We start from the raw sequence: 25,345 nt of genomic DNA on the forward strand, positions 1-25,345 counted from the left end.
TTTTTAGTTGAGAGCGGCGCACACTTCAACCTCGATCGGTCGTCGTGCGCGCCGCCCAGGCCTGCTTCTCAGGTCAGGCGCACTGCGTTACTGGCACGCTTCGCACTCGTCGAAGCCGGGGTCGCCCGGACGCATCGTGCACACCGGACCGTCTGCTTCCACCGGCGCGAGCGCCGGCGCCGCGTTGACCGTACCCGACGATGCAGCGCCGCCTGCCGCACCGAAGCCGCCCGCCGCGCCTTGCGCGCCGCCGCTGCCCGAACCGCCTGCACCGCCGCTGCCCGCACCGCCCGTCGGCACCGCGTTCAGCGCGCCGTGCGCGACCGTCGACTTCTCGACGTGCGTCGCCGCCATCGTGCGGAGGTAGTAGGTCGTCTTCAGGCCGCGCAGCCATGCGAGCTTGTACACCTCGTCGAGCTTCTTGCCCGACGCGCCGCCCATGTAGATGTTCAGCGACTGCGCCTGGTCGATCCACTTCTGGCGACGCGATGCCGCTTCGACCAGCCACGTCGGGTCGACCTCGAACGCGGTCGCGTAGATCGCGCGCAGGTCGGCCGGGATGCGGTCGATGCGCGACAGCATGCCGTCGAAGTACTTCAGGTCGGCGACCATCACTTCGTCCCACAGGCCGCGCTCCTTCAGGTCGCGGACGAGATATTCGTTCACCACCGTGAATTCGCCCGACAGGTTCGACTTCACGTACAGGTTCTGGAAGGTCGGCTCGATACAGGCCGACACGCCGATGATGTTCGAGATCGTCGCCGTCGGCGCGATCGCGACGCAGTTCGAGTTGCGCATGCCGTGCGTGGCGATCCGCGCACGCAGCGTCGTCCAGTCGAGCGATTCCGACGTGTCGACCTCGACGTAGCCGCCGCGCGCTTCCGTCAGCAGCTTCAGCGTGTCCTGCGGGAGGATGCCGCGATCCCACAGCGAGCCGCGGTAGCTCGAGTAGCGGCCGCGCTCCTCGGCCAGCTCGGTCGACGCGTAGTACGCGTAGTAGCAGACGGCTTCCATCGAACGGTCGGCGAACTCGACCGCCGCTTGCGACGCGTACGGCGTGCGCAGCAGGTGCAGGCAGTCCTGGAAGCCCATGATGCCCATGCCGACCGGGCGGTGCTTCAGGTTCGAGTTACGCGCCTTCGGCACCGCGTAGTAGTTGATGTCGATCACGTTGTCGAGCATGCGCATCGCGACGCTGATCGTGCGCTTGAGCTTGTCATGGTCGAGCGCGTAGCTGCCGTCGGCCTGCTTCACCAGGTGGGCGACGAGGTTCACCGAGCCGAGGTTGCACACCGCGATTTCGGTGTCGCTCGTGTTCAGCGTGATTTCCGTGCACAGGTTCGACGAGTGGACGACGCCGACGTGCTGCTGCGGCGAGCGCACGTTGCACGGATCCTTGAACGTGATCCACGGGTGGCCCGTCTCGAACAGCATGCCGAGCATCTTGCGCCAGAGCTGCTGCGCCGGGATCTTCTTGAACAGCTTGATCTCGCCGCGCGCGACCTTGTCTTCGTAAGCCGTGTAAGCCGCCTCGAATTCCGCGCCGAACTTGTCGTGCAGGTCCGGGCAGGTCGACGGCGAGAACAGCGTCCAGTCGGCGCCTTCCATCACGCGCTTCATGAACAGGTCGGGAATCCAGTTCGCCGTGTTCATGTCGTGCGTGCGGCGACGGTCGTCACCGGTGTTCTTGCGCAGCTCCAGGAACTCCTCGATGTCGAGGTGCCACGATTCGAGGTACGCGCAGACCGCGCCCTTGCGCTTGCCGCCCTGGTTCACCGCGACGGCCGTGTCGTTCACGACCTTCAGGAACGGGACCACGCCTTGCGACTTGCCGTTCGTGCCCTTGATATGCGAGCCGAGTGCGCGCACGCGCGTCCAGTCGTTGCCGAGGCCGCCGGCGAACTTCGACAGCAGCGCGTTTTCCTTCAGCGCCTCATAGATGCCGTCGAGATCGTCGGCGACCGTCGTCAGGTAGCACGACGACAGCTGCGAGCGGTGCGTGCCCGAGTTGAACAGCGTCGGCGTCGAGCTCATGAAGTCGAAGCTCGACAGCACGTTGTAGAACTCGATCGCGCGCGTTTCGCGGTCGATCTCGTTCAGCGACAGGCCCATCGCGACGCGCATGAAGAATGCCTGCGGCATTTCGATGCGGGTGCCTTCGACGTGCAGGAAGTAGCGGTCGTACAGCGTCTGCAGGCCGAGGTAGCCGAACTGCAGGTCGCGGTTCGCGTCGAGCGCTTCGCCGAGGCGCTTCAGGTCGAACTGCAGCAGCTTGTCGTCGAGCAGGCCGGCGTCCACGCCGCGCTTCAGGAACTGCGGGAAGTATTCGGCGTAGCGGGTCGACATCTCGGCCTGCACGACTTCCTCGCCGAGGATCTCGCGACGGATCGTGTGCAGCAGGATGCGGGCCGTGACCTGGCTGTATGCCGGATCCTTTTCGATCATCGTGCGCGCCGCGAGGATCGCCGAGTCGTAGACCTGGCTCATCGGCACGCCGTCGTACAGGTTCTTCACCGTCTCCGCGACGATCGGGTCAGGGTTAACCGCAGCGCCGAGGCCGTCGCACGCCGACACGATCAGCGCGCGCAGCGCGTTCAGGTCGAGCGGACGCGTGACGCCGTTGTCGACGACGTTGATGCCGGTGGTCGACTCGCCGCCCGCTGCCGCCGCTTCCTCGCCCGCATGCTGGCGCTCGAGGTGACGCTTCTCGCGGTACAGCACGTACGCACGCGCGACGTTGTGCTCGCCGCCGCGCATCAGCGCGAGTTCGACCTGATCCTGGATGTCTTCGATATGGAACGTACCGCCGTTCGGGCGGCTGCGCACGAGCGCGCGAACGACGTTGTGCGTCAGTTGCTCGACCTGCTCGCGTACGCGCGCCGATGCCGCGCCCTGCCCGCCATTGACGGCCAGGAAAGCCTTGGTCACCGCGATCGCGATCTTCGAGGGTTCGAACGACACCACGCTGCCGTTGCGGCGGATCACCTTGTAGTCGGCGAACGTGGCCTGCGGCGCGAGCGCCTTCGCGCCCTGTTCGGTCCCGCCGAGCGGACGGCTCGAGGCGCTCTCGTACTGGGACGTCGCGTTGTCGGTGGTTTGCATGTGCAAAGCTCCTGGTGTTGGATGGTGCGGAGAGAACCGCGGATTAAAACGAACGCTGCGCAATGCGGTGCGCGAGCGGTAAGAGGCGAGCGATGCGCCGGGGAAGCCGGTTCGGTCGATGCGCGACAACCCGGCCGGTCGTGTGCTTCGTCATGTGTACCCTGCCCCGTCGATGTTCGCTGCGCTGGTCGCGACGCCCGGACCGCCCGGCCTGACGCGCCGCCTTGAGAACCCTGTCCGCCGACGTTGCCCGCCGGCCGGTGCCGCTCGGGTTTTCCCCTGCGACACACACTATATCTAGTACAGAACCGCTCAACTGGCACCAAGTATAGTGGACATTCGGAGGACGTCCAAACGGATAATTTGCGATAGAGGTCTTGACATCGCTCACGCGCAGACGCGGCAAGGCATTGATCGGAGAAAAAACTTTCTCCGATCAAAAAACCCCGCGATCAGTGCTGACGGAAAGGAAAGTATTCGGCGGAAAAACCGGCATCGCTCGCGAAGCGTTGCCAATCGAAATGCGGGCCCGGGTCGGTCTTGCGGCCCGGCGCGACGTCCGAATGCCCGGCGAACGCATCGACCGGGTAGCGCGCGGCGAGCGCGCGCGAGAGCGCGGCGAGCACCGCGTATTGCGCATCGTCGAACGGCACGTCGTCGGCCCCCTCGAGCTCGATGCCGATCGAGAAGTCGTTGCAGCGCGTGCGGCCGAAGAACTCGGACGAGCCCGCATGCCATGCGCGCTCGTCGCACGACACGAACTGCACGAGCTCGCCGCCGCGGCGGATCAGGAAATGGGCGGACACGCGCACGCCGCGCAGGTGGCTCTGGTAATAGGGGTGCGCATCGCAGTCGAGGCGATTCAGGAACAGCGCCTCGATCGCGTCGCCGCCGAATTCGCCGGGCGGCAGGCTGATGTTGTGGACGACCACGAGCGTCGGCACCGCACCCGCGGGCCGCGCCTCGAAGTTCGGCGACGGCGCATGGCGCGCTTCGCGCACCCAGCCGTTCGCGTCGACCGACAACACCGGCGCGTCGCTCATCGCGCGTCGCGGCCGTTCACGCGCGCGGCGTGGCGCTGCGCATGCTCGGCGCTGCAGAAGTATTCGCCGCTCGCGGCGATGGCATCGCCCTTCGGCGCATGCACGCCGCACTCGGCGCAGCGCACCATCGGTTCGGGCAGCGAGCGCGCGTCGCCGTTCGGGCGCGCGGCACCGGCGCCGGGCGCACCGCCGTTACCGGTGCCGCGACCGCCGCGCGCCTGCGCCTGTTCCTGCGCGTGGCGCAGCTTGCGCGCAAGCCACGAACCCGCGAAGAAGAGAAGAATCAGGAGAAGAATCTGTCGCATCGGAAACCTGCGGTCAAACCACGGAGCGGTGCAGCAGCACCTCGAAAACGAACCGGCTGCCGACATACGCGAGCAGCAGCGCGGCGAACGACACGAGCACCCAGCGCGCGGCCCCGCGGCCACGCCAGCCCGACGTCTTGCGGGCGACCAGCAGGCCGCCGAACATCAGCCACGACAGGATCGCGAACACCGTCTTGTGATCGAGCCGCAACGCGCGCGCGTCGACCTGCTCGCTGAACAGGATGCCCGACGCGAGCGTCAGCGTCAGCAGCACGAAGCCGGCGCCGATCAGGCGGAACAGCAGCTTCTCGAGCGTGAGCAGCGGCGGCAGCGTTTCGAGCCAGCTCGCGATCCAGCCCGTCGAGCCGTCGCGCCCGCCGCTCCTGAGCGACTGCAGACGCCGCTCGACCATCAGCATCAGGATCGCGTGCAGCGCGGCGATCGCGAAGAGGCCGTACGCGATGTTCGCGATCAGGAAATGCAGCTTGAACAGCGGCGCCGCGGCATAGGGCAGCACCCGCACGCCGCCGAATATCAGCGGCAGCAGCGACGCGCCGCACGCGAGCGGCAGCACCAGCAGGCGCAGGCTGTCGAGCGGGAAGAAGAAGCTCTCGATCCAGTAGATGCCGGCGCCGAGCCAGAACATCGCGGACAGCGCGAACGCGAAGCCGAACACCATCGCGTCGTTCGGAAAGATCGTCATGTGCAGCAGCACGCCGTGCGCGACTAGCGCGGCGAACAGCAGCGCGCGGCCGGCCCCGCTCATCCCGGACGCGGCGGACGCCGGGACCGGCACGGCCGGCACGCTCGCGACGAGCGGCGTCGCACCCTGGCGGTGCGCACGCCAGCCTGCGACGGCGAGGCCGCCGTACAGGAATGCGGTGAGGGCATACAGTACAATATCCATGTTCGAAGTTTACACTAGGCCCCCTCCCCGCGACGGCTCCCTTTGTTCGGTTCCGCCGCGCCTTCGGGCCCCACTGTCCATCGCTCCCCATGCTCGACAATCTCACTCAACGGATGGCGCGCGTCGTCAAGACGCTGCGCGGCGAGGCCCGGCTCACCGAGGCGAATACGCAGGAGATGCTCCGCGAGGTGCGTCTCGCGCTGCTGGAAGCCGACGTGTCGCTGCCGGTCGTCCGCGAATTCATCGCCAAGGTCAAGGAAAAGGCGCTCGGCGAAGAAGTGATCAGCAGCCTGTCGCCGGGCCAGGCGCTCGTCGGCGTGGTCCAGAAGGAACTCACCGCCGTGATCGGCGGCGACTACGAAGGCAAGGCCGCCGAGCTGAACCTCGCGGTCACGCCGCCCGCGGTGATCCTGATGGCCGGCCTGCAAGGCGCGGGCAAGACCACGACCGCCGGCAAGCTCGCGAAGCTGCTGCGCGAGAAGTACAAGAAGAAGGTGCTGACCGTGTCGTGCGACGTGTATCGCCCGGCCGCGATCATGCAGCTGAAAACGGTGAGCGAACAGGTCGGCGCCGATTTCTTCCCGTCCACGCCGGACCAGAAGCCCGTCGACATCGCGCTCGCGGCCGTCGACTGGGCGAAGCGCCACTACCATGACGTGCTGATCGTCGACACGGCCGGCCGCCTCGGCATCGACGAGGCGATGATGCAGGAAATCGCCGCGCTGCACGGCGTGCTGAAGCCGGCCGAAACGCTGTTCGTCGTCGACGCGATGCTCGGCCAGGACGCGGTCAACACCGCGAAGGCCTTCAACGACACGCTGCCGCTCACCGGCGTCGTGCTGACCAAGCTCGACGGCGACTCGCGCGGCGGCGCCGCGCTGTCGGTGCGCCACATCACGGGCAAGCCGATCAAGTTCGTCGGCGTCGCCGAGAAGCTCGACGGCCTCGAGGTGTTCCACCCCGACCGGATGGCGAACCGGATCCTCGGCATGGGCGACATCCTCGCGCTCGTCGAGGAGGCGCAGCGCGGCGTCGACGTCCAGGCCGCGCAGAAGCTCGCCGACAAGGTCAAGAAAGGCGGCGACTTCGACCTGAACGATTTCCGCGCGCAGATCTCGCAGATGAAGAACATGGGCGGCCTGTCGTCGCTGATGGACAAACTGCCCGCGCAGTTCCAGCAGGCGGCGGCCGGCGCCGACATGGGCCAGGCCGAGAAGTCGATCCGCCGGATGGAAGGCATCATCAGCTCGATGACGCCCGCCGAGCGCGCGAAACCCGAAATCATCAAGGCGACGCGCAAGCGCCGCATTGCAGCCGGCGCGGGCGTGCCGGTGCAGGAAGTCAACCGGATGCTGAACCAGTACGACCAGATGCGTACGATGATGAAGAAGCTGAAGGGCGGCAACATGCAGAAGATGATGCGCGGGCTGAAGGGCATGATGCCCGGCATGCGCTGATTTCGCCCGTCGGCCGGCGCGCGGGTTTTTGCCGTAGCGCGCGCCGGCCGTTCTGCTTCATCCTTATTTGTATACCGACTGCCCGCCAGAACACATGAACCGCGAAGAAGCCCTCCACATTTTCGACCACTCCGAAGAGATCGTCTCGGCCGACGCCGTCAACGCGTCGATCTCGAAGATGGCCGACGCGATCCGCGCCGAGATCGGCGACGCGTTCCCGCTCGTTCTCTCGGTGATGGGCGGCGCCGCAGTGTTTACCGGGATGCTGCTGCCGCATCTCGATTTCCCGCTCGAATTCGACTACATCCACCTGACCCGCTACCGCAACACGACGCAGGGCAGCCCGGAGATGCACTGGCGCGTCGCACCGCGCGAATCGGTGAAGGACCGCATCGTGCTCGTACTCGACGACATCCTCGACGAAGGCGAGACGATGGCCGCGATCCGCGACCGCATCCTCGACATGGGCGCGAAGCGCTTCATGTCCGCCGTGCTGTGCGAGAAGACGCTCACGAAGGCGAAACCGCTGCACCCCGACTTCTGCGGCTTCTCGGTGCCGGACCGCTACGTGTTCGGCTGCGGGATGGACGCGAAGGGCTACTGGCGCAACCTGCCGACGATCCGCGCGCTAACCGCGAACGTCTGATCGCCGCGCTGTCCGCCATATACCCGCCATACAAATAGAAAGCGGCGCGCCGGTTGCCCGGGGCGCCGCTTTTTTGTTTCCGCGCCGCCTGCTTATAACTGGTGCACGAACGCGCGAATGCCGGCCAGCAGCATCTCGACCGAGATCGCGACGAGCACGAGCCCCATCAGCCGCTCGAACGCCGCGACCGTCCGCTCGCCGAGCCACTGCTGGATCCGTTCGGCCAGCACCAGCGTGATCGCGCAGACGAGCATCGTGACCGTCAGCGCGCCGACCCACTCGAGCATCTTGCCGGGCGCCTGCGACGTCATCAGCATCACCGTCGCGAGCGCGGACGGCCCCGCCAGCGCCGGAATCGCGAGCGGCACGATGAACGGCTCGCCGCCCGCGCGCGGATCGCTGCCCAGCGCGCCGTCCGGATGCGGGAAAATCATCCGCAGCGCGATCAGGAACAGCACGATCCCGCCGCCGAGCCGCAGCGACAGGTCGGTGAGGCTCATCATCCGCAGAAAGCGATCGCCGACCAGCATGAAGAACAGCAGGATCACGAACGCGATCCCTACTTCGCGCAGGATCAGCTTCACGCGCCGCTCGCGCGGCACATCCCGCATCGCCGAAATGAACAGCGGGATGTTGCCGAGCGGGTCCGTGATCAGCACGAGGAGCACGGTGGCGGACAGGAACGTGTATTCCATCGTGTCCCCGGTCGCCGCGCTCAGTGCGCGAGCGCGGCGCGGATCTTCTCGGCGACCGTCGCCGCGGCCGCGTCGGCCGGCAGCAGCGTCGCTTCGGCGTCGCGGCGGCCCTGGTATTCGACCTTGCCTTCCTTCAGGCCGCGCTCACCGATCACGAGACGATGCGGCACGCCGATCAGCTCCCAGTCGGCGAACATCACGCCCGGGCGCTCGCCGCGATCGTCGAGGATCACGTCGATGCCCGCGGCGACGAGTTCCGCGTACAGCTTGTCGGCCGTCTCGCGCACCATGTCGCTGCGGTCGTAGCCCATCGGGCACAGCACGACCTCGAACGGCGCGATCGACTCGGGCCAGATGATGCCGCGGTCGTCGAAGTTCTGCTCGATCGCCGCACCGAGGATACGCGTGATGCCGACGCCGTAGCAGCCCATCAGCATCGGCTGCGGCTTGCCCGACTCGTCGAGGAACGTCGCGCCCATCGCTTCCGAGTACTTGGTGCCGAGCTGGAACACGTGGCCGACCTCGATGCCGCGGCAGATGTCGATCACGCCCTTGCCGTCCGGCGACGGATCGCCCTTCTTCACGTTGCGCACGTCGGCAACTTCCGGCTCCGGCAGGTCGCGGCCCCAGTTCACGCCCGCGATGTGATAGTCGACCTCGTTCGCGCCGACGACGAAGTCGCTCATGTTCGCGACCGTGCGGTCGGCGATCACCTTCACCGGCTTCTTCGTGCCGACCGGCCCGAGGTAGCCCGGCGGCGTGCCGAACCACTCGACGATTTCCTGCTCGGTCGCGAAGCGGTGGTTCTTCAGGCCCGGCAGCTTCGACACCTTGATCTCGTTCAGATCGTGATCGCCGCGCAGCATCACGAGCCAGATGGTCGGCTCGGCGCCTTCATTGTCGGTCGCGAGCACGATCGACTTGATCGTGCGCTCGAGCGGGATCGACAGCAGTTCGGCGACGGCCTCGCACTTCGCCTTGCCGGGCGTCGCGACCTTTTCCATCGTTTCGGCCGGCGCCGCGCGCTCGGCAATCAGCGGCAGCGCTTCGGCCGCCTCGACGTTCGCCGCGAATTCGGACGTCGGGCAGTACGCGATCGCGTCCTCGCCGGTGTCGGCGATCACGTGAAATTCGTGCGAGAAGTTGCCGCCGATCGAGCCGCTGTCGGCCGCCACCGCGCGGAACTCGAGGCCGAGGCGCGTGAAGATGCGCACGTACGCGTCGTACATCTTGCGGTACGACTCGTTCAGGCCCGCCGCATCCTTGTCGAACGAATACGCGTCCTTCATGATGAATTCGCGGCCGCGCATCACGCCGAAGCGCGGACGGATCTCGTCGCGGAACTTCGTCTGGATCTGGTAGAAGTTCACCGGCATCTGCCGGTAGCTCTTGATCTGGTTGCGTGCGATGTCGGTGACGACTTCCTCGTGCGTCGGCCCGATCACGAAATCGTTGTCCTTGCGGTCCTTGAAGCGCAGCAACTCGGGGCCGTACTGTTCCCAGCGGCCCGATTCCTGCCACAGCTCGGCCGGCTGCACGGCCGGCATCAGCAGCTCGATGGCGCCCGCCCGGTTCATTTCCTCGCGCACGATCGCCTCGACCTTGCGAATCGAACGCAGGCCGACCGGCAGATAGTTGTAGATGCCGCCGGCGACGCGACGGATCATGCCGGCGCGGACCATCAGCTTGTGGCTGACGATCTCTGCGTCGGCGGGTGCCTCTTTCAGGGTGCCGATAAAGAAACGGGAAGCTTTCATGCGGACGGTTCCAAAAACGGCGCCCCCAGGCGGGGCGCCCGAAAAAGTTTCAAGGTGAAAAAGCTGCGCGCGGCGAACAACGAGGGACGACGATGGCGCAGACGACGTAGCAGACTAATCAGGGACAATTCAGCCGGCGTACCCCGCGCGGATTCGCTCCGTCACGGTGCGCAGCGCCCGTTATCTGTTTATAATCAAAGCAATTTTAAAGGATTCGAAGGTGGTTGTATGCTGGATCGTGAAGGCTTTCGCCCGAACGTCGGCATCATCCTCTTGAACGCGCGCAACGAGGTGTTTTGGGGCAAGCGGCTCCGCGAGCATTCCTGGCAGTTTCCTCAAGGTGGGATCAAGTACGGCGAGACCCCCATGCAGGCGATGTACCGGGAACTGCACGAGGAAACGGGCCTGCATCCGGAACACGTCAAGATAATCGGCCGCACTCGCGACTGGTTGCGTTACGAGGTGCCTGACAAGTTCATCAAACGCGAAGTACGCGGTCATTACCGCGGCCAGAAGCAGATCTGGTTCCTGCTGCGGATGGTCGGACGCGATTGCGACATTTGCTTGCGCGCGACCGATCACCCGGAGTTCGATGCGTGGCGCTGGAACGAGTACTGGGTGCCGCTCGATGCGGTGATCGAGTTCAAGCGGGATGTCTATCAGTTGGCGCTGACGGAACTGTCGCGCTTCCTGCGCCGCCCGGCGCAGCGAGCCGAGAAGCCGCGCGGGCCGCGTGTGTCGCGCTATCCGCGCGTCATCGGCGCACAGGCCCAGACGCTGACGATTGTCGACGCATCGGTAGTCTGTTCGGAGATCGAAGTGGAAGCGAGCACGCTCGACGAGATGCCGCCCCGCGTGATCGTCGGCGAATGACGAGTTGGACTGCATGACCGGGCGCGACCTTGGTGTCGCGCCCTTTTTTTACGAGGAATGCATATTGAAAGCGATTGCTCTCGCGCTCGCATCGATCGCCGCGATGGCCGCCCTGGCCGGTTGCGCGAACTCGAAAGCGCCGTCCAACAAGGATGACAGCGAGTTCGTGTACCTGCTCGACCGGCAGGGAACCTGGAAGGAAAACGCCGTCGACACGCTGCCGCCGCTGCCGCAAACGGGCGATCTGCTGCCATTCAACGTGTCGCAGAACACGCCGCTCAAGTTCTTCGTCGATGCGAAGTCGCTCGACGTCGGCACCGACGGCGTCGTGCGCTACGCCGTCGTGATCACGAGCCCCGCCGGCGCGCGCAACGTGAACTACGAAGGCATCCGCTGCGACACCTACGAATGGCGCCAGTACGCCGGCCTGAACGCGGACCACAACGGCTGGGATCGCACCGTCGAGAACGACTGGCGGCGCATCGAGAACGGCGAGCTGAACGCCTACCACTCCGCGCTCTACCAGGACTACTTCTGTTCGAACAAGATGCCCCAGGGCTCCACCCGGCAGATCCTCGAAAACATCCGGTTCCACCGCACCGCGATGACGCAGCTGCGCTGACGGCGCGCGGGGGCCCGTCGCCCGCATCGCCCCGCTGCAACGAAAAGCCCGCGCGATGCGGGCTTTTTCATTTCGACGACGAAAACCGGCTGGCGATCACACCAGCACGAGGTTGTCGCGATGAATCAGTTCGGGCTCCAGCATGTAGCCGAGCACGGCCTCGATCTCGCCGCTCGGCTTGCGGTGAATCAGCTTCGTTTCCGCGCTGCTGTAGTTCGTGAGCCCGCGCGCCACCTCGCGCCCGTCCGGGCCGACACACGCGATCACCTCGCCGCGCGCGAACGCGCCCTGCACGTCGGTGACGCCGATCGGCAGCAGGCTCTTGCCGCCGGCCGTCAGCTTCTCGACCGCGCCGGCATCGATCACGACATGGCCGCGCACCTGCAGATGATCGGCCATCCATTGCTTGCGTGCCGCCATCCGCGCGGTCCGTGCGATCAGTTGCGTGCCGATCGCCTCTCCGGCCGCCAGACGCACGAGCACGTCGGACTCCCGGCCGCTTGCGATCACGGTATTCGCGCCGCTGTGTGCCGCCCGCTTCGCAGCGAGGATCTTCGTCAGCATTCCGCCGCGGCCCAGACTCGAACCGGCCCCGCCGGCCATCGCCTCGAGCTCCGGTGCGCCCGCGTTGGCCTCGCCGACGAGCGTCGCATTCGGGTCCTTGCGCGGATCGGCCGTGAACAGCCCCGACTGGTCGGTGAGGATGATCAGTGCATCGCCTTCGATCAGGTTCGCGACGAGCGCGCCGAGCGTGTCGTTGTCGCCGAACTTGATTTCGTCGGTGACGACCGTGTCGTTCTCGTTGATGATCGGCACGACGCCGAGCCGCAGCAGCGTGAGCAGCGTCGAACGCGCGTTCAGATAGCGCTCGCGATCCGCCAGGTCGGCGTGCGTGAGCAGGATCTGCGCGGTGCGGATGCCGTGCTCGGTAAAGCGGCTTTCGTAGACTTGCGCGAGCCCCATCTGGCCGACCGCGGCGGCGGCCTGCAACTCGTCGATTTCCCGCGGCCGCTTGCTCCAGCCGAGCCGCTGCATGCCTTCGGCGATCGCGCCCGAACTGACGAGCACGACTTCCTTGCCCTGCGCACGCAGCGCAGCGATCTGGGCTGCCCAGCGGCCGATTGCAGCATGATCGAGCCCCTTGCCGTCGTTGGTCACGAGGCTGGAGCCCACCTTCACCACCAATCGCTTCGAATCCGCGATGATCGAACGCATCCTGCACTGTCTCCTGTATCTGATGCCCGCCCCGGCCGGGCCCGATGGAACGCCAACGCCGGGCGGCACGCCCGGCGCGTCAGCGAACCGTTCAGGCGTCGTCGCCCGGCGCCGCACCACCCTTCGCCGACGGCGCCTCGCGGAAACGCACGTCCGCCGCGAGATCCTCCGCCTCCGCCGCGCGATGCGCGTCCGAATGTTCGGAGAGGTAGTCGTAGATCGCGTAGCACAGCGCTTCGCAGCCCTGGCCCGTCAGCGCGGAGATCTCGAACACGGGGCCGTCCCAGCCGAAGCGGTCGAGGAAATCCGCGACGCGCGCCTCGCGCTCGTCTTCCGGCACCATGTCCAGCTTGTTGAGCACGAGCCAGCGCGGCTTCTCGTAGAGCGCCTCGTCGTACTTGCGCAGCTCGCCGACGATCGCCGTCGCTTCCGCGACCGGATCGACGCTTTCGTCGAACGGCGCGAGATCGACCAGATGCAGCAGCACGCCGGTACGCTGCAGGTGGCGCAGGAATTGATGCCCGAGGCCCGCGCCTTCGGCCGCCCCTTCGATCAGCCCCGGGATATCGGCGATCACGAAGCTCTTGCTCGGCCCGACACGCACCACGCCGAGATTCGGCGCGAGCGTCGTGAACGGGTAGTCGGCGATCTTCGGCTTCGCGTTCGACACCGACGAGATGAAGGTCGACTTGCCCGCGTTCGGCATGCCGAGCAGGCCGACGTCGGCGAGCACCTTCAGCTCGAGCTTCAGCATGCGCCGCTCGCCCGGCTTGCCGTCCGTCTTCTGGCGCGGCGCGCGGTTCGTGCTCGACTTGAAATGCAGGTTGCCGAGGCCGCCGGCGCCGCCCTGCGCGAGCATCACCCGCTGGTCGTGCTCGGTCAGATCGGCGATCAGCTCGCCGGTATCCATGTCGCTGATGATCGTGCCGACCGGCATGCGCAGCGTGACATCGTCGCCACCCTTGCCGTAGCAATCCGAGCCGCGGCCGTTTTCGCCGTTGCGCGCGAGGTGCTTCTTCGCGTAACGGTAGTCGATCAGCGTGTTGATGTTGCGGTCGGCGATCGCGTAAACGCTGCCGCCCCGGCCGCCGTCGCCGCCGTCCGGCCCGCCGAACGGGACGAATTTCTCGCGGCGCATCGACGCGCTGCCATCGCCTCCGTCGCCGGCGATGACTTCGATTCGTGCTTCGTCAATGAACTTCATTCGCCACTCCGCCCAGTATTTCCGCTATTGTGCCGCGCGCCGACACGCTTGAACAATCTGCCGTTCGGCCGATCGTACGCCGGTTGCGCGAGGGTCGCCGGCCCGCATTTGCGGCCGGCGACCCAATAAAAAAGGCCCCGCGAAGACTGCGGGGCCTTTCGGCTACGAAGCCCGTGGGTGCCTGACTCAGGCAGCCGCCGGGACGACGATGACCAGATGCTTCTTGTCCGCGCCCTTCGTCGCGAACTTGACGTGACCGTCGACCAGCGCGAACAGGGTGTGATCCTTGCCCATGCCGACGTTCTCGCCAGCGTGCATGCGCGTGCCGCGCTGACGCACGATGATGCCGCCAGCGTTGATTGCCTGGCCGCCGTACACTTTCACGCCGAGACGTTTCGACTCGGAGTCGCGGCCGTTCCGGGAAGAGCCGCCTGCCTTTTTGTGTGCCATCTGATTGCTCCTTTACCGAGGCGCTTACGCGTTGATCGCGTCGATGCGCAGCTCAGTGTAGTTCTGGCGGTGGCCGCCGTGCTTTTGGTAGTGCTTCCGGCGACGCATCTTGAAGATGGTGACCTTGGCATGACGACCGTGCGACACGACGGTGGCCTTGACGGAAGCCCCACTGACCAGCGGCGTACCGAACTTAATCGATTCGCCTTCGCCCACTGCGAGAACCTGGTCGAGCGTGATTTCAGCGTCAATGTCAGCCGGTATCTGTTCTACTTTGAGTTTTTCGCCAACGGCAACCTTGTACTGCTTGCCGCCGGTTTTTATGACCGCGTACATTGAGAACCTCACTCTGGATCCAATTTTTCCGCACACCACGCGCGGAAAACACGTGATTATACATGGGGTTAGCACCCAAGTCAAAGCCGATCGACGATTGCCGCGCGCGGGCCTCGGCCGGACGGCCAAAATCGCGCCACGGGTATGTCTGACAGACCGGCATATCGCGGATTCGACTTATAATCCGCCGCATCACCCAATTCCATCATCATGTCGTCGTCCACCGCCTCCCCCACCCTCAGCGCCGCCCACCTGCTCGCCCCGATCACCAGCGACATGGAGCAGGTGAATCGCGTTATCCGGCAAAGCCTCGCGTCCGACGTGCTGCTGATCAACCAGATCGCCGAGTACATCATCGGCGCGGGCGGCAAGCGGCTGCGTCCGGCGTTGCTGCTGCTCGTCGCCGGCGCGCTCGGCGAAACGTCGCACCAGCGGCACGTGCTGGCCGCCGTCGTCGAGTTCATCCATACGGCCACGCTGCTGCATGACGACGTCGTCGACGAATCCGAGCTGCGCCGCGGCCGCCAGACCGCCAATGCGCTGTTCGGCAACGCGGCGAGCGTGCTGGTAGGCGATTACCTCTACTCGCGCTCGTTCGAGATGATGGTCGGCGTCGGCAAGATGCGCGTGATGGAGATCCTGTCCGAAGCGACGACGATCATTTCGGAAGGCGAGGTGCTGCAACTCCTGAACATGCACGACGCGGACGTCGACGAGACGCGCTACATGCAGGTGATCCGCTACAAGACGGCGAAGCTGTTCGAGGCATCGGCCCGCCTGGGCGCCGTGCTCGCGGGCGCCGACGCGCCGACCGAGGCCGCCGCCGCCGAATACGGCCGCCGGATCGGCACCGCATTCCAGATCATGGACGACTGGCTCGACTATGCGGGCACCGCCGAGGCAATGGGCAAGAATGCCGGCGACGACTTGCGCGAAGGCAAGCCGACGCTGCCGCTCATCTATCTGATCGAACGCGGCACGCCCGACCAGTCGGCGCTCGCCCGCGAGGCGATCGAACACGGCGGCACCGATCGCTTCGACACGATTTTCGAAGCGATCACGCGCTCGGGCGCGCTCGACCATACGCTCGAATGCGCACGCCAGGAAGCGCAGGCGGCGGCGGCGGCGATTGCCGCGTTCCCCGATTCGATCTACAAGGAAAGCCTGCTCGGGTTGTGTTCATACTCGACGTCGCGGCAGTCGTAAACACGCGGCGAACGGGAAGCGCCGCCTTGTCTCGAAAAATTTCTTCACCAAAGTATTCCCTTTTAGAAAAAACATCGTTATAGTTACGTTCTTGCTTGTGACGACGCAGCGATCTTCAAGAAGACGGCGAAGTCCGAAGAGCAAAAATCGGGGTGTAGCTTAGCCTGGTAGAGCGCTACGTTCGGGACGTAGAGGCCGGAGGTTCGAATCCTCTCACCCCGACCAGATTTAAAAAAGCCGTGCACCTTGTGCACGGTTTTTTTTCGTCCAGCCGCCGCGGGCCCTCGTGTCGCGCGCGACACATCGCGGTCGCCGGCCTCTGCTATATTTGCCCCATCCCTGTCCTTCACTGCCCTTTCCAACGCGTGGACCAAATTCCCTTATGGGCGCAAATCGGCGCCGTCTTCCTGCTTCTCCTCTGTTCCAGCTTCTTTTCCATTTCCGAGACCGCGATGATGGCGCTCAATCGCCATCGGCTGAAGCATCTCGCCGGCCAGGGCGTGCTCGGCGCGAAAACCACGCAGGGGCTGCTCACGCGCACTGACTTGCTGCTCAGCGTGATCCTGATCGGCAACAACCTGTTCAACACGATCATTCCGGTCCTCACGACGTCGCTCGCGCTCCATACGTTCGGCCGCAACAACCTCGCGCTGTCGATCGCGACCGGCGTCGTCGCGTTCCTGATCATCGTGTTCGCGGAAATCGCGCCGAAGATCGTCGGCGCGACGTTCCCCGAGCGCATCGCGCTGCCCGCGAGCCTCGTGATCGCCCCGTTGATGCGCGTGTTCAAGCCGGTCGTCTGGTTCGTCAATGCGCTCGCGAACGGCGTGCTGTGGGTGCTGCGCATCAACACGAAGAAGGGCCGCGACCAGCGAATGTCGGCCGACGAGCTGCGCGCCATCGTGCTCGAATCGAGCAGTTTCATGCCGACCAAGCACCGCAGCATCCTGCTCAACCTGTTCGACCTCGAGAACATCACGGTCGACGACGTGATGGTGCCGCGCCGCCAGATCGAGTCGCTCAACTTCTACGCGCCGCTCGACGACATCCTGCATCAGCTCGAAACCTGCTATCACAACCGCCTGGTGGTCTACGAAGGCGACATCGACAAGGTGCTCGGCGTACTGCACGTGCGCAAGACGCTCACCGGGCTGCACAACCAGGATTTCGACCGCGAGACGCTGCGCACGCTGCTCGCCGAGCCGTACTACGTGCCGTCGGGCACGCCGGTGGTCCAGCAGCTCCAGTTCTTCCAGGAAACGCGGCAGCGCACCGCGCTCGTCGTCAACGAGTACGGCGAGCTCGAAGGACTCGTCACGCCCGAGGACATCATCGAGGAGCTGATCGGCGAATTCACGACGTCGATGCCGCGCAGCGAACGCGCGGGTGGCTGGGACGAGAACGGCGAATGCATCGTGTCGGCCAGCATGCCGCTGCGCGAACTGAACCGCTGGCTGCACCTGAAACTGCCGACCGACGGGCCGAAGACGCTGAATGGGCTCGTGCTCGAGATCCTCGAGGAAATTCCGGAAGACGACGTGTGCCTGAAAATTGGCGACGTGATGCTCGAAGTGATGCGCAGCGACGATCAGGCGGTACGCACCGTCAAGCTCTTCAAGCCGCGCGGCACGCGCAGCGGGCGCGCCGCCTCCCGCTAGCCGAACGGCCGACTGCCGGCGCCGCCCGCGACGCGCGATCATCTGCGCATCACGGTCAACAGGCGGCCAGCGTGCCGGCTCACATGCACTTCCCTTCCTCCGGGGCGTCGCCGCACACGCAGTCGGCGCCCGCGCACGCCGCCGCGCCCCATGCACTCGATGCGGCCCAGCTCGACGATGCCCCGGCCGTACGGCTGCTGACGGACACGCTGCACGCGGCGCGCGTGCGCGACGCGTCGGACATCCACGTCGAGCCGTTCGAAGCCGGCTGGCGCATCCGTCTGCGCATCGACGGCGTACTGCATGAACATGCGCGACCGCCGCTGCACCTGCGCGATGCGCTCGTGACGCGGATCAAGGTGCTCTCGCGCATGGACATCGCCGAGCGGCGGCTTCCGCAGGACGGCCGGCTGCGCATCGCGATCGACGGCGGCACGCGCGGCGACTACCGCGTCAGTTCGCTGCCGACGCTGTTCGGCGAAAAGCTCGTGCTGCGGCGGCTCGAAACGCTGCCGCCCGATCTCACGCTTGCCAACCTCGGCTTCGACGCGCGGCAGGCCGCCGCGATGGAGGCCGCGATCCGCGCGCCGCATGGCCTCGTGCTCGTCACCGGCCCGACCGGCAGCGGCAAGACGCTGTCGCTCTACTGCGCGCTGCAGATGCTCGATCGCGACGCGCACAACGTCTGTACGGTCGAGGATCCCGCCGAGATCCAGCTCGACGGGATCAACCAGGTCGGCGTCGCCGACAAGGCCGGTCTCACATTTGCGACCGCGCTGCGCGCGCTGTTGCGACAGGATCCCGACGTCATCATGGTCGGCGAGATTCGCGATGCGGAGACGGCCGATGTCGCGATCAAGGCCGCCCAGACAGGCCATCTCGTGCTGTCGACGCTGCATACGAACGACGCGCCGGCCGCCGTCGCACGGCTGCTCGACATCGGCGTCGCACCGTACAACCTCGCGGCCGCGCTGCACCTCGTCACCGCGCAGCGCCTCGTCCGGCGCCTGTGCGTCGCCTGCCGCGTGCATTCGGACGCATCGGCGCGCGCGTTGCGGGAAGCCGGCTGCGACCCGGCGGCGCTGGCAACCGGCTGGCGGCCGTTCGTGGCGCGCGGCTGTTCCGCCTGTCACGGAATCGGCTATCGCGGCCGCATCGGGCTGCATCAGACGATGCCGGTATCGCCCGGGCTGGCCGAGCGCATCGTCGCGCGGGCAAGCGTCGGCGAACTCGCGCAATGCGTGGCGGCCGAGGGCGTGCGTACCCTGCGCGACGCGGCATTCGCGCGCGTGCTGGACGGCACGACGAGCATCGCTGAAGCCGTCGCCGCCACGCCCGCGGCGTGAAGATGCGCACGCCACCGCGCGAAACCCGCTTTGCATGGCGCGGCCGCCATCGCGACGGCGCGTCGCGCCGCGGGATCGTCATCGCCTTCGACGCGGCGGCCGCGCGCGCCACGCTGGCGCGCGACGGCATCGCGGTACTATCGCTCGACGTCCGCGGGCCGGCCCGTCCGCCGGCGGCCGGCGCCCGTGACATCACACGCTTCACGCGCCAGCTCGCGAGCCTGTTGCACGCCGGCCTGCCGCTTGCACCGTCGCTCGAGATGCTCGCGCGCACCCGCACGCGCGACGGCGTGCCGCGCATCGCCGCGGGGCTCGCCCGCGAGATCGTCGGCGGCCGGCGCTTCGCCGACGCACTCGCACGTTATCCCTCGCAGTTCGGTACGCTGTATCGTCAGTTGATCGAGGTCGGCGAGGCGTCCGGTTCGCTCGGCATCGTGCTGACGCGGGTCGCGGAACACCGCGAGCGCGCCGACGCGCAATGGCGCAAGCTGCGTGCCGCGCTCGCGTATCCGGCCGCCGTCATCCTGTTCGCGCTCGCGATCTCGGCAGCATTGATGGTGTGGATCGTGCCGACCTTCCGGCAGATCTTCGACGGTTTCGGCGCCGCCCTGCCCGCACCGACCCGCGCGCTGCTCGCGCTGTCCTCCGCGCTGTCGGCGTGGGGCGGCGTGCTGCTGGCCGGCGCGGCCGCCACGGGGCTTGCCGCGCAGCACGCGCTTCGGCGCTCGTCCGCATTGCGCCATGCGCTCGCGCGACACCTGTTGCGCGCGCCGCTCGCGGGCAGCGCACTGGAGCGGTTCGCGGCCGCACGCTGGTGCCGCTCGCTGGCGACCCTGCTCGGCGCCGGCGTGCCGCTCGCCGATGCGTTCGCCACGCTCGAGCGCACGGCCGGCCACCCGGTGTTCGCGCAGGCTACCGCGCACATCGCCGCACGCGTGTTGCGCGGCGTGCGCCTGGCCGATGCGATGCATTCGGCCGGCTGCTTTCCGGACGACGTCGTGCAACCGATCGCCGTCGCCGAGGAAACCGGTGCGCTCGACACGATGCTCGCCGACATCGCCGCGTTGTGCGAACGTCAGCTCGACGCGCGCCTCGATGCGCTCGCGGCGCTCGGCGAACCGTTGATCGTGATCGTCCTGGGCGCGCTCGTCGGCGGCCTCGTGATCGCGATGTACCTGCCCATCCTTCAGCTCGGCAACGTGGTGTAGCATCGCAACCGACTCTGTCGCCTTTTTGCCCCGAACCTTGATCCTCATGACGCCAGCGCTCCTGCCCGCCGTTTCCGATTCGCCCGAGAGCACGCTGCTCGCGCTGGCGATGCTGCCGCCCGCGCTGCAGTATGCGTTCGCGATCGTCATCGGCCTGTGCGTCGGCAGCTTCCTGAACGTGGTCGCGCACCGGTTGCCCGTGATGATGCAGCGTGCGTGGCAGGCCGAAATCGCCGAAGCGACGGGCACCGAGCCCCCGCCGCCCGACGACGGTTATCCGCCGCGCTACGATCTGTGGCGCCCGCGCAGCGCCTGCCCGCATTGCGGCCACGTGTTGCGCGCCTGGGAGAACATCCCGCTCGTCAGCTACCTGGTGCTGCGCGGGCGCTGCCGGCGCTGCGGCCATTCGATCGGCATCCGCTATGTGCTCGTCGAACTCGCGTGCGCGCTGCTCGCCGCCGTCTCGCTCGCGGCGTTCGGCCCGACCGTCGCCGCGCTTGCCGCGTTCGCGCTGTGCGCGGCGCTGCTCGCGATGAGCGCGATCGACATCCGCACCGGCTACCTGCCCGATTCGATGACGCTGCCGCTGCTGTGGGCCGGGCTCGCGCTCAACCTCGGCGGCACCTTCACGTCGCTGCGCTCGGCCGTGATCGGCGCGATGGCCGGCTACCTGTTCCTGTGGTCGATCTACTGGCTGTTCAAGTGGCTGCGCGGCATCGAGGGCATCGGTTTCGGCGACCTGAAGCTGCTTGCCGCGCTCGGCGCATGGATGGGCTGGGCCGCGCTGCCGCAGGTCGTGCTGTTCGCGGCGGTGACCGGCGCGATCGTCGGGCTCGTCGCGACCTGGCGCGGCCGCATGCGCTTCGAGGAGCCGATTCCGTTCGGCCCGTTCCTCGCGGCCGGCGGCGTCGCCACGCTGTTTTTCGGCACCCCTTTCTATGCGGCGCTCGGAGGCTGACATGTTTTCAGTAGGACTCACGGGCGGCATCGGCAGCGGCAAGACGACCGTTGCCGACCTGTTCGGCGCCCGTGGCGCATCGCTCGTCGATACCGACCTGATCGCCCACCGCATCACCGCGCCGGGCGGTCTCGCGATGCCGGCGATCGAGCAGGCTTTCGGCCGCGGCTTCGTGGCCGCCGACGGCTCGCTCGATCGCGCGAAGATGCGCACGCTGATCTTCAGCGACGACGACGCGCGCCGGCGCCTCGAAGCGATCACGCATCCGCTGATCCGCGCGGAGACCGACCGCGAGGCGCGCGAGGCGCGGGGCCCGTACGTGATGTTCGTCGTGCCGCTGCTCGTCGAGTCGGGCACCTGGAAGGCGCGCAGCGATCGCGTGCTCGTCGTCGACTGCCCGGTCGAAACGCAGATCGCGCGCGTGATGCGGCGCAACGGCTTCACGCGCGAACAGGTCGAAGCGATCATCGCGCGACAGGCGACGCGCGAGGCCCGCCTCGCGGCGGCCGACGACGTGATCGTCAACGACGCGGTCACGCCCGACGCGCTCGCCGCGCAGGTCGATGCACTGCACCAACGCTACGTCGGATTCGCAGCCGCGCACTGAGCATCGCATGCAATCCTGATGGTGTACGAAATTGGCGCGTTGCTAGGGTAGAGAGGGGGCATTAGAATGTCCTTCATTGTTTCAATCCCTACCCAAGAGGCGAGCGCGCTTGATTCTTTACGAGTATCCGTTCAACGAGCGAATTCGCACGCTGTTGCGTCTCGAAGATCTGTTCGAGCGCTTCGCGTTCTTTTTGGCTCAGGAGGACCCGCGTGAGCACCACGTCGCGCTGACGACGCTGTTCGAAATCGCCGAGGTGACGGGCCGCGCGGACCTGAAATCGGATCTGATGAAGGAGCTCGAACGCCAACGCCAGACGCTCGCCCCCTTTCGCGGCAATCCGGGTATCGAGCAGAACGCGCTCGAAGCCGTGCTCGGCGAAATCGAGCAGACGCTCGCGAATCTCGCGCAGATGCAGGGCAAGACCGGCCAGCACCTCGTCGACAACGAGTGGCTCGCCAGCATCCGCAGCCGCGCGGTGATCCCGGGCGGGACGTGCAAGTTCGACCTGCCGTCGTACTACGCGTGGCAGCAATGGCCGGCCGAGCAGCGGCGCCAGGACATCGCGAAGTGGATCCTGCCGTTGCTGCCGTTGCGCGACGCAGCGGCGATCGTGCTGCGGCTCGCGCGCGAATCGGGTCAGGCGTCGAAGGTCATGGCGATGCAGGGCAGCTACCAGCAGATGCTGTCCGGGCGCAGCTATCAGTTGATGCAGGTGCGGGTGTCGCCGGAGCTGCGCGTGATTCCCGAGGCGAGCGCCAACAAATACATGCTGTGGGTGCGGTTCACGATGCAGGACGGCGACGTGCGGCCGCGCGCGGTGGACATCGACGTGCCGTTCCATCTGACCCTGTGTAATCTGTAACGGCCGCGTGCCGGTTCAACGCTTTCGTATGACTACCGTCGTGAAATGTCCTTCGTGCGGCGCAGAAGTGCGCTGGACGCCTGAAAACAAGTTCCGTCCCTTCTGTTCGGCCCGCTGCAAGCAGCTCGACCTCGGCGCATGGGCCGCGGAAAAGTATCGGATCGGCGGTTCTTCCGACGAGGGCCCGTCGTCGGAAGAAGACGGCACGGACAATCGCCGCGACAGTTGAGCGGCGCGCGGCGCCGTCCGCCAATATGGCCTGCGTTTCAGGCAGGCCGCCGCGGCGTCACTGCGACGCCGCTTCCTTCTCGAGCAGTTCGAGCACCGGCAGCGCCGCCGGCAACAGCGGCGCGACCTCGACCGGCAGTTGCTGCCACACGAACGCCTGCCCTTCCTTGCTGTGAGGCTCGCCGGTCCAGCCCGTCACCTTGCAGAAATAGAGCCGCACATACGCGTGCGGATAATCGTGCTCGAGCGTGTGCCAGCGGTGGCTGGCCGTGACTTCGATGCCGAGTTCCTCGTGCAGCTCGCGCGCCAGTGCGTCCTCGACGCTTTCGCCGGCCTCCAGCTTGCCGCCCGGGAACTCCCAGTAACCTTCATACGGCTTGCCCTGCAGGCGTTGCGCGAGCAGATACCTGCCGTCCGGCTGCACCATCACGCCGACCGCGACTTCGGTCACCTTGCGGCCGTCAGGCGCCCGCACGGCGCCTTGTGCCTGATCCGCGCTCATGCCTGCTCCTTGCGGCCCGACCAGTCTCGCGCGAACTGCCACGCGACGCGGCCCGAGCGCGAGCCGCGCTCGAGCGCCCATACGAGCGCGTCGCCGCGCGCGGTCTCGATCTCCGCATCCGGACAGCCGAAGTGACGCAGCCAGTGCGCGACGATGTCGAGGTAGTCGTCCTGCTTGAACGGATAGAAGCTGACCCACAGGCCGAAACGCTCCGACAGCGAGATCTTCTCCTCGACGACTTCGCCGGGGTGAATCTCGCCGTCCGGCAGATGCTTGTACGACTCGTTGTCGCTCATGTACTCGGGCAGCAGGTGACGGCGGTTCGACGTCGCGTAGATCAGCACGTTGTCCGATTGCGCGGCGATCGAGCCGTCGAGCGCGACCTTCAGCGCCTTGTAGCCCGATTCGCCGTCCTCGAACGACAAGTCGTCGCAAAACACGATGAACCGCTCCGGACGCTGCGAGATCAGGTCGACGATGTCGCCGAGATCGTGCAGGTCGTCCTTGTCCACTTCGATCAGGCGCAGCCCGTCGTTCGCGTACGCATTCAGGCACGCCTTGATCAGCGACGACTTGCCGGTACCGCGTGCGCCGGTCAGCAGCACGTTGTTGGCCGGCTTGCGCTGCACGAACTGGCGCGTGTTCTGGTCGATCAGCGCTTTCTGGCGGTCGATGTTGTGCAGGTCGCCGAGCGTGATCGACGACACGGCCGGCACCGGCTGCAGGTAACCGCGCCCCTGGCGCTTGCGCCAGCGGAACGCGTGCGCCGCGTTCCAGTCGATGGCCGCCGGCGCGGGCGGCAACATCCCTTCGAGACGGCCGAGCAGCGCTTCCGCGCGTGTCAGAAACTGTTCAAGCTTGTCCATGTCGTTCGAGCGCTCCCGATCAGGAGCGGTAATCCGCGTTGATGCTCACGTAATCGTGCGACAGGTCGCACGTCCAGACGGTGGCCTGCGCATCGCCGCGCCCCAGCAGCACGCGGATCGTGATCTCGCTCTGCTTCATCACGCGCTGGCCGTCTTCTTCCTGGTAGGCCGGATTGCGGCCGCCCGCCTTCGCGACCAGCACGTCGTCGAGATAAAGATCGATCTTGCCGACGTCGAGATCCGCGACGCCCGCATAGCCGATCGCCGCGAGAATCCGGCCGAGGTTGGGGTCGGATGCGTAGAAGGCGGTCTTCACGAGCGGCGAATGGCCGATCGCGTACGCGATCTGGCGGCATTCGGAGACGCTCCTGCCGCCTTCGACCTGCACCGTCATGAACTTCGTCGCGCCTTCGCCGTCGCGCACGATCAGTTGCGACAGCACCTGCGCGACTTCCGTCACCGCGTCGCGCAGCGCCGCATAGGCGGGCGAATCGGTCGACGTGATCGCCGGCAGCGTACTCTTGCCCGACGCGATCAGGATGAACGAGTCGTTCGTGGACGTGTCGCCGTCGATCGTGATGCAGTTGAACGAGCGGTCGGCGACTTCCTTCACGAGCGTGTCGAGCACCGGCTGCGCGACGTTCGCATCGAACGCGAGGAAGCCGAGCATCGTCGCCATGTTCGGCTTGATCATGCCCGCGCCCTTGCTGATGCCCGTCAGCGTGACCGTGTGGCCGTCGATCGTCACCTGGCGCGACGTCGCCTTCGGCAGCGTGTCGGTCGTCATGATCGCCTGCGCGGCATCGAACCAGTTCGCGGCCTTGCGGTTCGCGAGCGCGGCCGGCAGGCCGGCCTTCAGGCGATCGATCGGCAGCGGCTCGAGGATCACGCCGGTCGAGAACGGCAGCACCTGCGCCGGCTCGATGCCGGCCAGACGGGCGAGTTCCGTGCAGGTTTCGCGTGCGTTCACGAGGCCCGGCTCGCCGGTGCCCGCGTTCGCATTGCCCGTATTCACGACCAGCGCGCGAATGCCCGCGCCGCCGGCACGCACCTTCGCCAGGTGCTCGCGGCAGACGGTGACCGGCGCTGCGCAGAAACGGTTTTCGGTGAACACGCCCGCGACCGTCGCGCCTTCATCGACGGAGATGACCAGCACGTCCTTGCGATTCGGCTTGCGGATGTTCGCTTCCGCCCAGCCGAGCGTGACGCCGGCGACGGGATGGAGCTGGGCGGGATCGATCGACGGAAAATTGACAGCCATGGGGCACACCTGCCGGATGGAAAATGCC

At 66.7% G+C, this 25,345-nt stretch carries 25 protein-coding genes and 1 tRNA gene; 13 read left to right on the forward strand and 13 right to left on the reverse strand.

Annotated elements, in window-relative coordinates:
• Positions 1-87 precede the first annotated feature (87 nt).
• The 4 genes from C5F75_RS16235 to C5F75_RS16255 all read right to left on the reverse strand — a co-directional run bounded on the left by C5F75_RS16235 (position 88) and on the right by C5F75_RS16255 (position 5,357).
• The gene (locus C5F75_RS16235; protein WP_059580916.1) at positions 88-3,102 is read right to left on the reverse strand and encodes a ribonucleoside-diphosphate reductase subunit alpha; all 3,015 of its coding nucleotides are present in this window, start codon (positions 3,100-3,102) and stop codon (positions 88-90) included.
• A gap of 452 nt (positions 3,103-3,554) precedes the next feature.
• Positions 3,555-4,145 carry a 1,6-anhydro-N-acetylmuramyl-L-alanine amidase AmpD gene (gene ampD / locus C5F75_RS16245; RefSeq protein ID WP_059580913.1) on the reverse strand — a complete coding sequence of 197 codons (591 nt, stop codon included), beginning with the start codon at positions 4,143-4,145 and terminating at the stop codon, positions 3,555-3,557.
• A complete protein-coding gene (locus C5F75_RS16250; RefSeq protein ID WP_104012450.1) occupies positions 4,142-4,450 on the reverse strand; it encodes a PP0621 family protein in 309 nt (102 codons plus the stop codon). Before C5F75_RS16250 ends, ampD begins: the two co-directional genes overlap by 4 nt.
• A gap of 13 nt (positions 4,451-4,463) precedes the next feature.
• On the reverse strand, positions 4,464-5,357 hold the full coding sequence (locus C5F75_RS16255) for a cytochrome C assembly family protein (protein ID WP_059580909.1): 894 nt from the start codon (positions 5,355-5,357) through the stop codon (positions 4,464-4,466).
• 89 nt (positions 5,358-5,446) lie between these two features.
• On the opposite strand from C5F75_RS16255, the gene ffh reads away from it, so the two are divergent.
• A complete protein-coding gene (gene ffh, locus C5F75_RS16260; protein ID WP_059580906.1) occupies positions 5,447-6,814 on the forward strand; it encodes a signal recognition particle protein in 1,368 nt (455 codons plus the stop codon).
• Between the two features lie 94 nt (positions 6,815-6,908).
• A complete protein-coding gene (locus C5F75_RS16265) occupies positions 6,909-7,460 on the forward strand; it encodes a hypoxanthine-guanine phosphoribosyltransferase (RefSeq protein WP_059580903.1) in 552 nt (183 codons plus the stop codon).
• A gap of 92 nt (positions 7,461-7,552) precedes the next feature.
• Here C5F75_RS16265 and C5F75_RS16270 read toward each other — a convergent pair whose 3' ends face one another.
• Complete coding sequence (locus C5F75_RS16270; RefSeq protein ID WP_059638023.1) at positions 7,553-8,155, reverse strand: MarC family protein; 603 nt, start codon at positions 8,153-8,155, stop codon at positions 7,553-7,555.
• Positions 8,156-8,175: 20 nt separating this feature from the next.
• The gene (locus C5F75_RS16275) at positions 8,176-9,912 is read right to left on the reverse strand and encodes a proline--tRNA ligase (protein WP_059580899.1); all 1,737 of its coding nucleotides are present in this window, start codon (positions 9,910-9,912) and stop codon (positions 8,176-8,178) included.
• Positions 9,913-10,140: 228 nt separating this feature from the next.
• Here C5F75_RS16275 and C5F75_RS16285 point away from each other — a divergent pair, with 228 nt between their 5' ends.
• The gene (locus tag C5F75_RS16285; RefSeq protein WP_104012451.1) at positions 10,141-10,785 is read left to right on the forward strand and encodes an RNA pyrophosphohydrolase; all 645 of its coding nucleotides are present in this window, start codon (positions 10,141-10,143) and stop codon (positions 10,783-10,785) included.
• A 13-nt stretch (positions 10,786-10,798) separates the two neighbouring features.
• Positions 10,799-11,407: a CNP1-like family protein gene (locus tag C5F75_RS16290; protein WP_059580894.1), complete on the forward strand. Its 609-nt coding sequence runs from the start codon at positions 10,799-10,801 to the stop codon at positions 11,405-11,407.
• Between the two features lie 96 nt (positions 11,408-11,503).
• Here the strand turns inward: C5F75_RS16290 and proB are convergent, their stop codons facing one another.
• The 4 genes from proB to rplU all read right to left on the reverse strand — a co-directional run bounded on the left by proB (position 11,504) and on the right by rplU (position 14,612).
• Positions 11,504-12,622 (reverse strand): glutamate 5-kinase, encoded by a 1,119-nt coding sequence (gene proB, locus C5F75_RS16295; protein WP_059580892.1) that lies wholly within the window; start codon positions 12,620-12,622, stop codon positions 11,504-11,506.
• 91 nt (positions 12,623-12,713) lie between these two features.
• Positions 12,714-13,826, reverse strand: a complete 1,113-nt coding sequence (gene obgE / locus C5F75_RS16300) for a GTPase ObgE (RefSeq protein WP_059580889.1) — start codon at positions 13,824-13,826, stop codon at positions 12,714-12,716.
• A gap of 186 nt (positions 13,827-14,012) precedes the next feature.
• Positions 14,013-14,276 (reverse strand): 50S ribosomal protein L27, encoded by a 264-nt coding sequence (gene rpmA / locus C5F75_RS16305; protein WP_006476999.1) that lies wholly within the window; start codon positions 14,274-14,276, stop codon positions 14,013-14,015.
• Positions 14,277-14,300: 24 nt separating this feature from the next.
• Positions 14,301-14,612, reverse strand: coding sequence for a 50S ribosomal protein L21 (rplU, locus tag C5F75_RS16310; protein ID WP_006025184.1), 312 nt, complete (start codon positions 14,610-14,612; stop codon positions 14,301-14,303).
• Positions 14,613-14,822: 210 nt separating this feature from the next.
• Here rplU and C5F75_RS16315 point away from each other — a divergent pair, with 210 nt between their 5' ends.
• From C5F75_RS16315 to C5F75_RS16355, 9 genes are all read left to right on the forward strand, one after another.
• On the forward strand, positions 14,823-15,818 hold the full coding sequence (locus tag C5F75_RS16315; protein WP_059580886.1) for a polyprenyl synthetase family protein: 996 nt from the start codon (positions 14,823-14,825) through the stop codon (positions 15,816-15,818).
• A gap of 148 nt (positions 15,819-15,966) precedes the next feature.
• A tRNA-Pro gene (locus tag C5F75_RS16320) sits at positions 15,967-16,043 on the forward strand.
• 140 nt (positions 16,044-16,183) lie between these two features.
• Positions 16,184-17,476 (forward strand): HlyC/CorC family transporter, encoded by a 1,293-nt coding sequence (locus tag C5F75_RS16325; RefSeq protein ID WP_081066450.1) that lies wholly within the window; start codon positions 16,184-16,186, stop codon positions 17,474-17,476.
• Between the two features lie 83 nt (positions 17,477-17,559).
• Positions 17,560-18,822, forward strand: a complete 1,263-nt coding sequence (locus C5F75_RS16330) for a GspE/PulE family protein (RefSeq protein ID WP_059638018.1) — start codon at positions 17,560-17,562, stop codon at positions 18,820-18,822.
• A 2-nt stretch (positions 18,823-18,824) separates the two neighbouring features.
• Positions 18,825-20,030 carry a type II secretion system F family protein gene (locus tag C5F75_RS16335; protein ID WP_104012452.1) on the forward strand — a complete coding sequence of 402 codons (1,206 nt, stop codon included), beginning with the start codon at positions 18,825-18,827 and terminating at the stop codon, positions 20,028-20,030.
• 46 nt (positions 20,031-20,076) lie between these two features.
• Positions 20,077-20,988, forward strand: a complete 912-nt coding sequence (locus tag C5F75_RS16340) for a prepilin peptidase (protein ID WP_099316051.1) — start codon at positions 20,077-20,079, stop codon at positions 20,986-20,988.
• A gap of 1 nt (position 20,989) precedes the next feature.
• Positions 20,990-21,595: a dephospho-CoA kinase gene (gene coaE / locus C5F75_RS16345; RefSeq protein ID WP_059580872.1), complete on the forward strand. Its 606-nt coding sequence runs from the start codon at positions 20,990-20,992 to the stop codon at positions 21,593-21,595.
• A gap of 109 nt (positions 21,596-21,704) precedes the next feature.
• Positions 21,705-22,460 (forward strand): cell division protein ZapD, encoded by a 756-nt coding sequence (gene zapD / locus C5F75_RS16350; protein WP_059580870.1) that lies wholly within the window; start codon positions 21,705-21,707, stop codon positions 22,458-22,460.
• Between the two features lie 28 nt (positions 22,461-22,488).
• Positions 22,489-22,689 carry a DNA gyrase inhibitor YacG gene (locus C5F75_RS16355; protein WP_021159902.1) on the forward strand — a complete coding sequence of 67 codons (201 nt, stop codon included), beginning with the start codon at positions 22,489-22,491 and terminating at the stop codon, positions 22,687-22,689.
• 57 nt (positions 22,690-22,746) lie between these two features.
• Here C5F75_RS16355 and C5F75_RS16360 read toward each other — a convergent pair whose 3' ends face one another.
• The 3 genes from C5F75_RS16360 to argJ are packed head-to-tail and all read right to left on the reverse strand — an operon-like array spanning position 22,747 to position 25,317.
• A complete protein-coding gene (locus C5F75_RS16360; protein WP_059580864.1) occupies positions 22,747-23,190 on the reverse strand; it encodes an NUDIX domain-containing protein in 444 nt (147 codons plus the stop codon).
• Entirely contained in the window at positions 23,187-24,056 is an 870-nt protein-coding gene (locus C5F75_RS16365) for an ATP-binding protein (RefSeq protein ID WP_027783462.1), read from the reverse strand. Before C5F75_RS16365 ends, C5F75_RS16360 begins: the two co-directional genes overlap by 4 nt.
• A 19-nt stretch (positions 24,057-24,075) precedes the next feature.
• On the reverse strand, positions 24,076-25,317 hold the full coding sequence (gene argJ, locus C5F75_RS16370) for a bifunctional glutamate N-acetyltransferase/amino-acid acetyltransferase ArgJ (RefSeq protein ID WP_104012453.1): 1,242 nt from the start codon (positions 25,315-25,317) through the stop codon (positions 24,076-24,078).
• Positions 25,318-25,345 lie beyond the last annotated feature (28 nt).

Source organism: Burkholderia anthinoferrum, from assembly GCF_002925705.1.
Classification (GTDB): Bacteria; Pseudomonadota; Gammaproteobacteria; order Burkholderiales; family Burkholderiaceae; genus Burkholderia; species Burkholderia semiarida.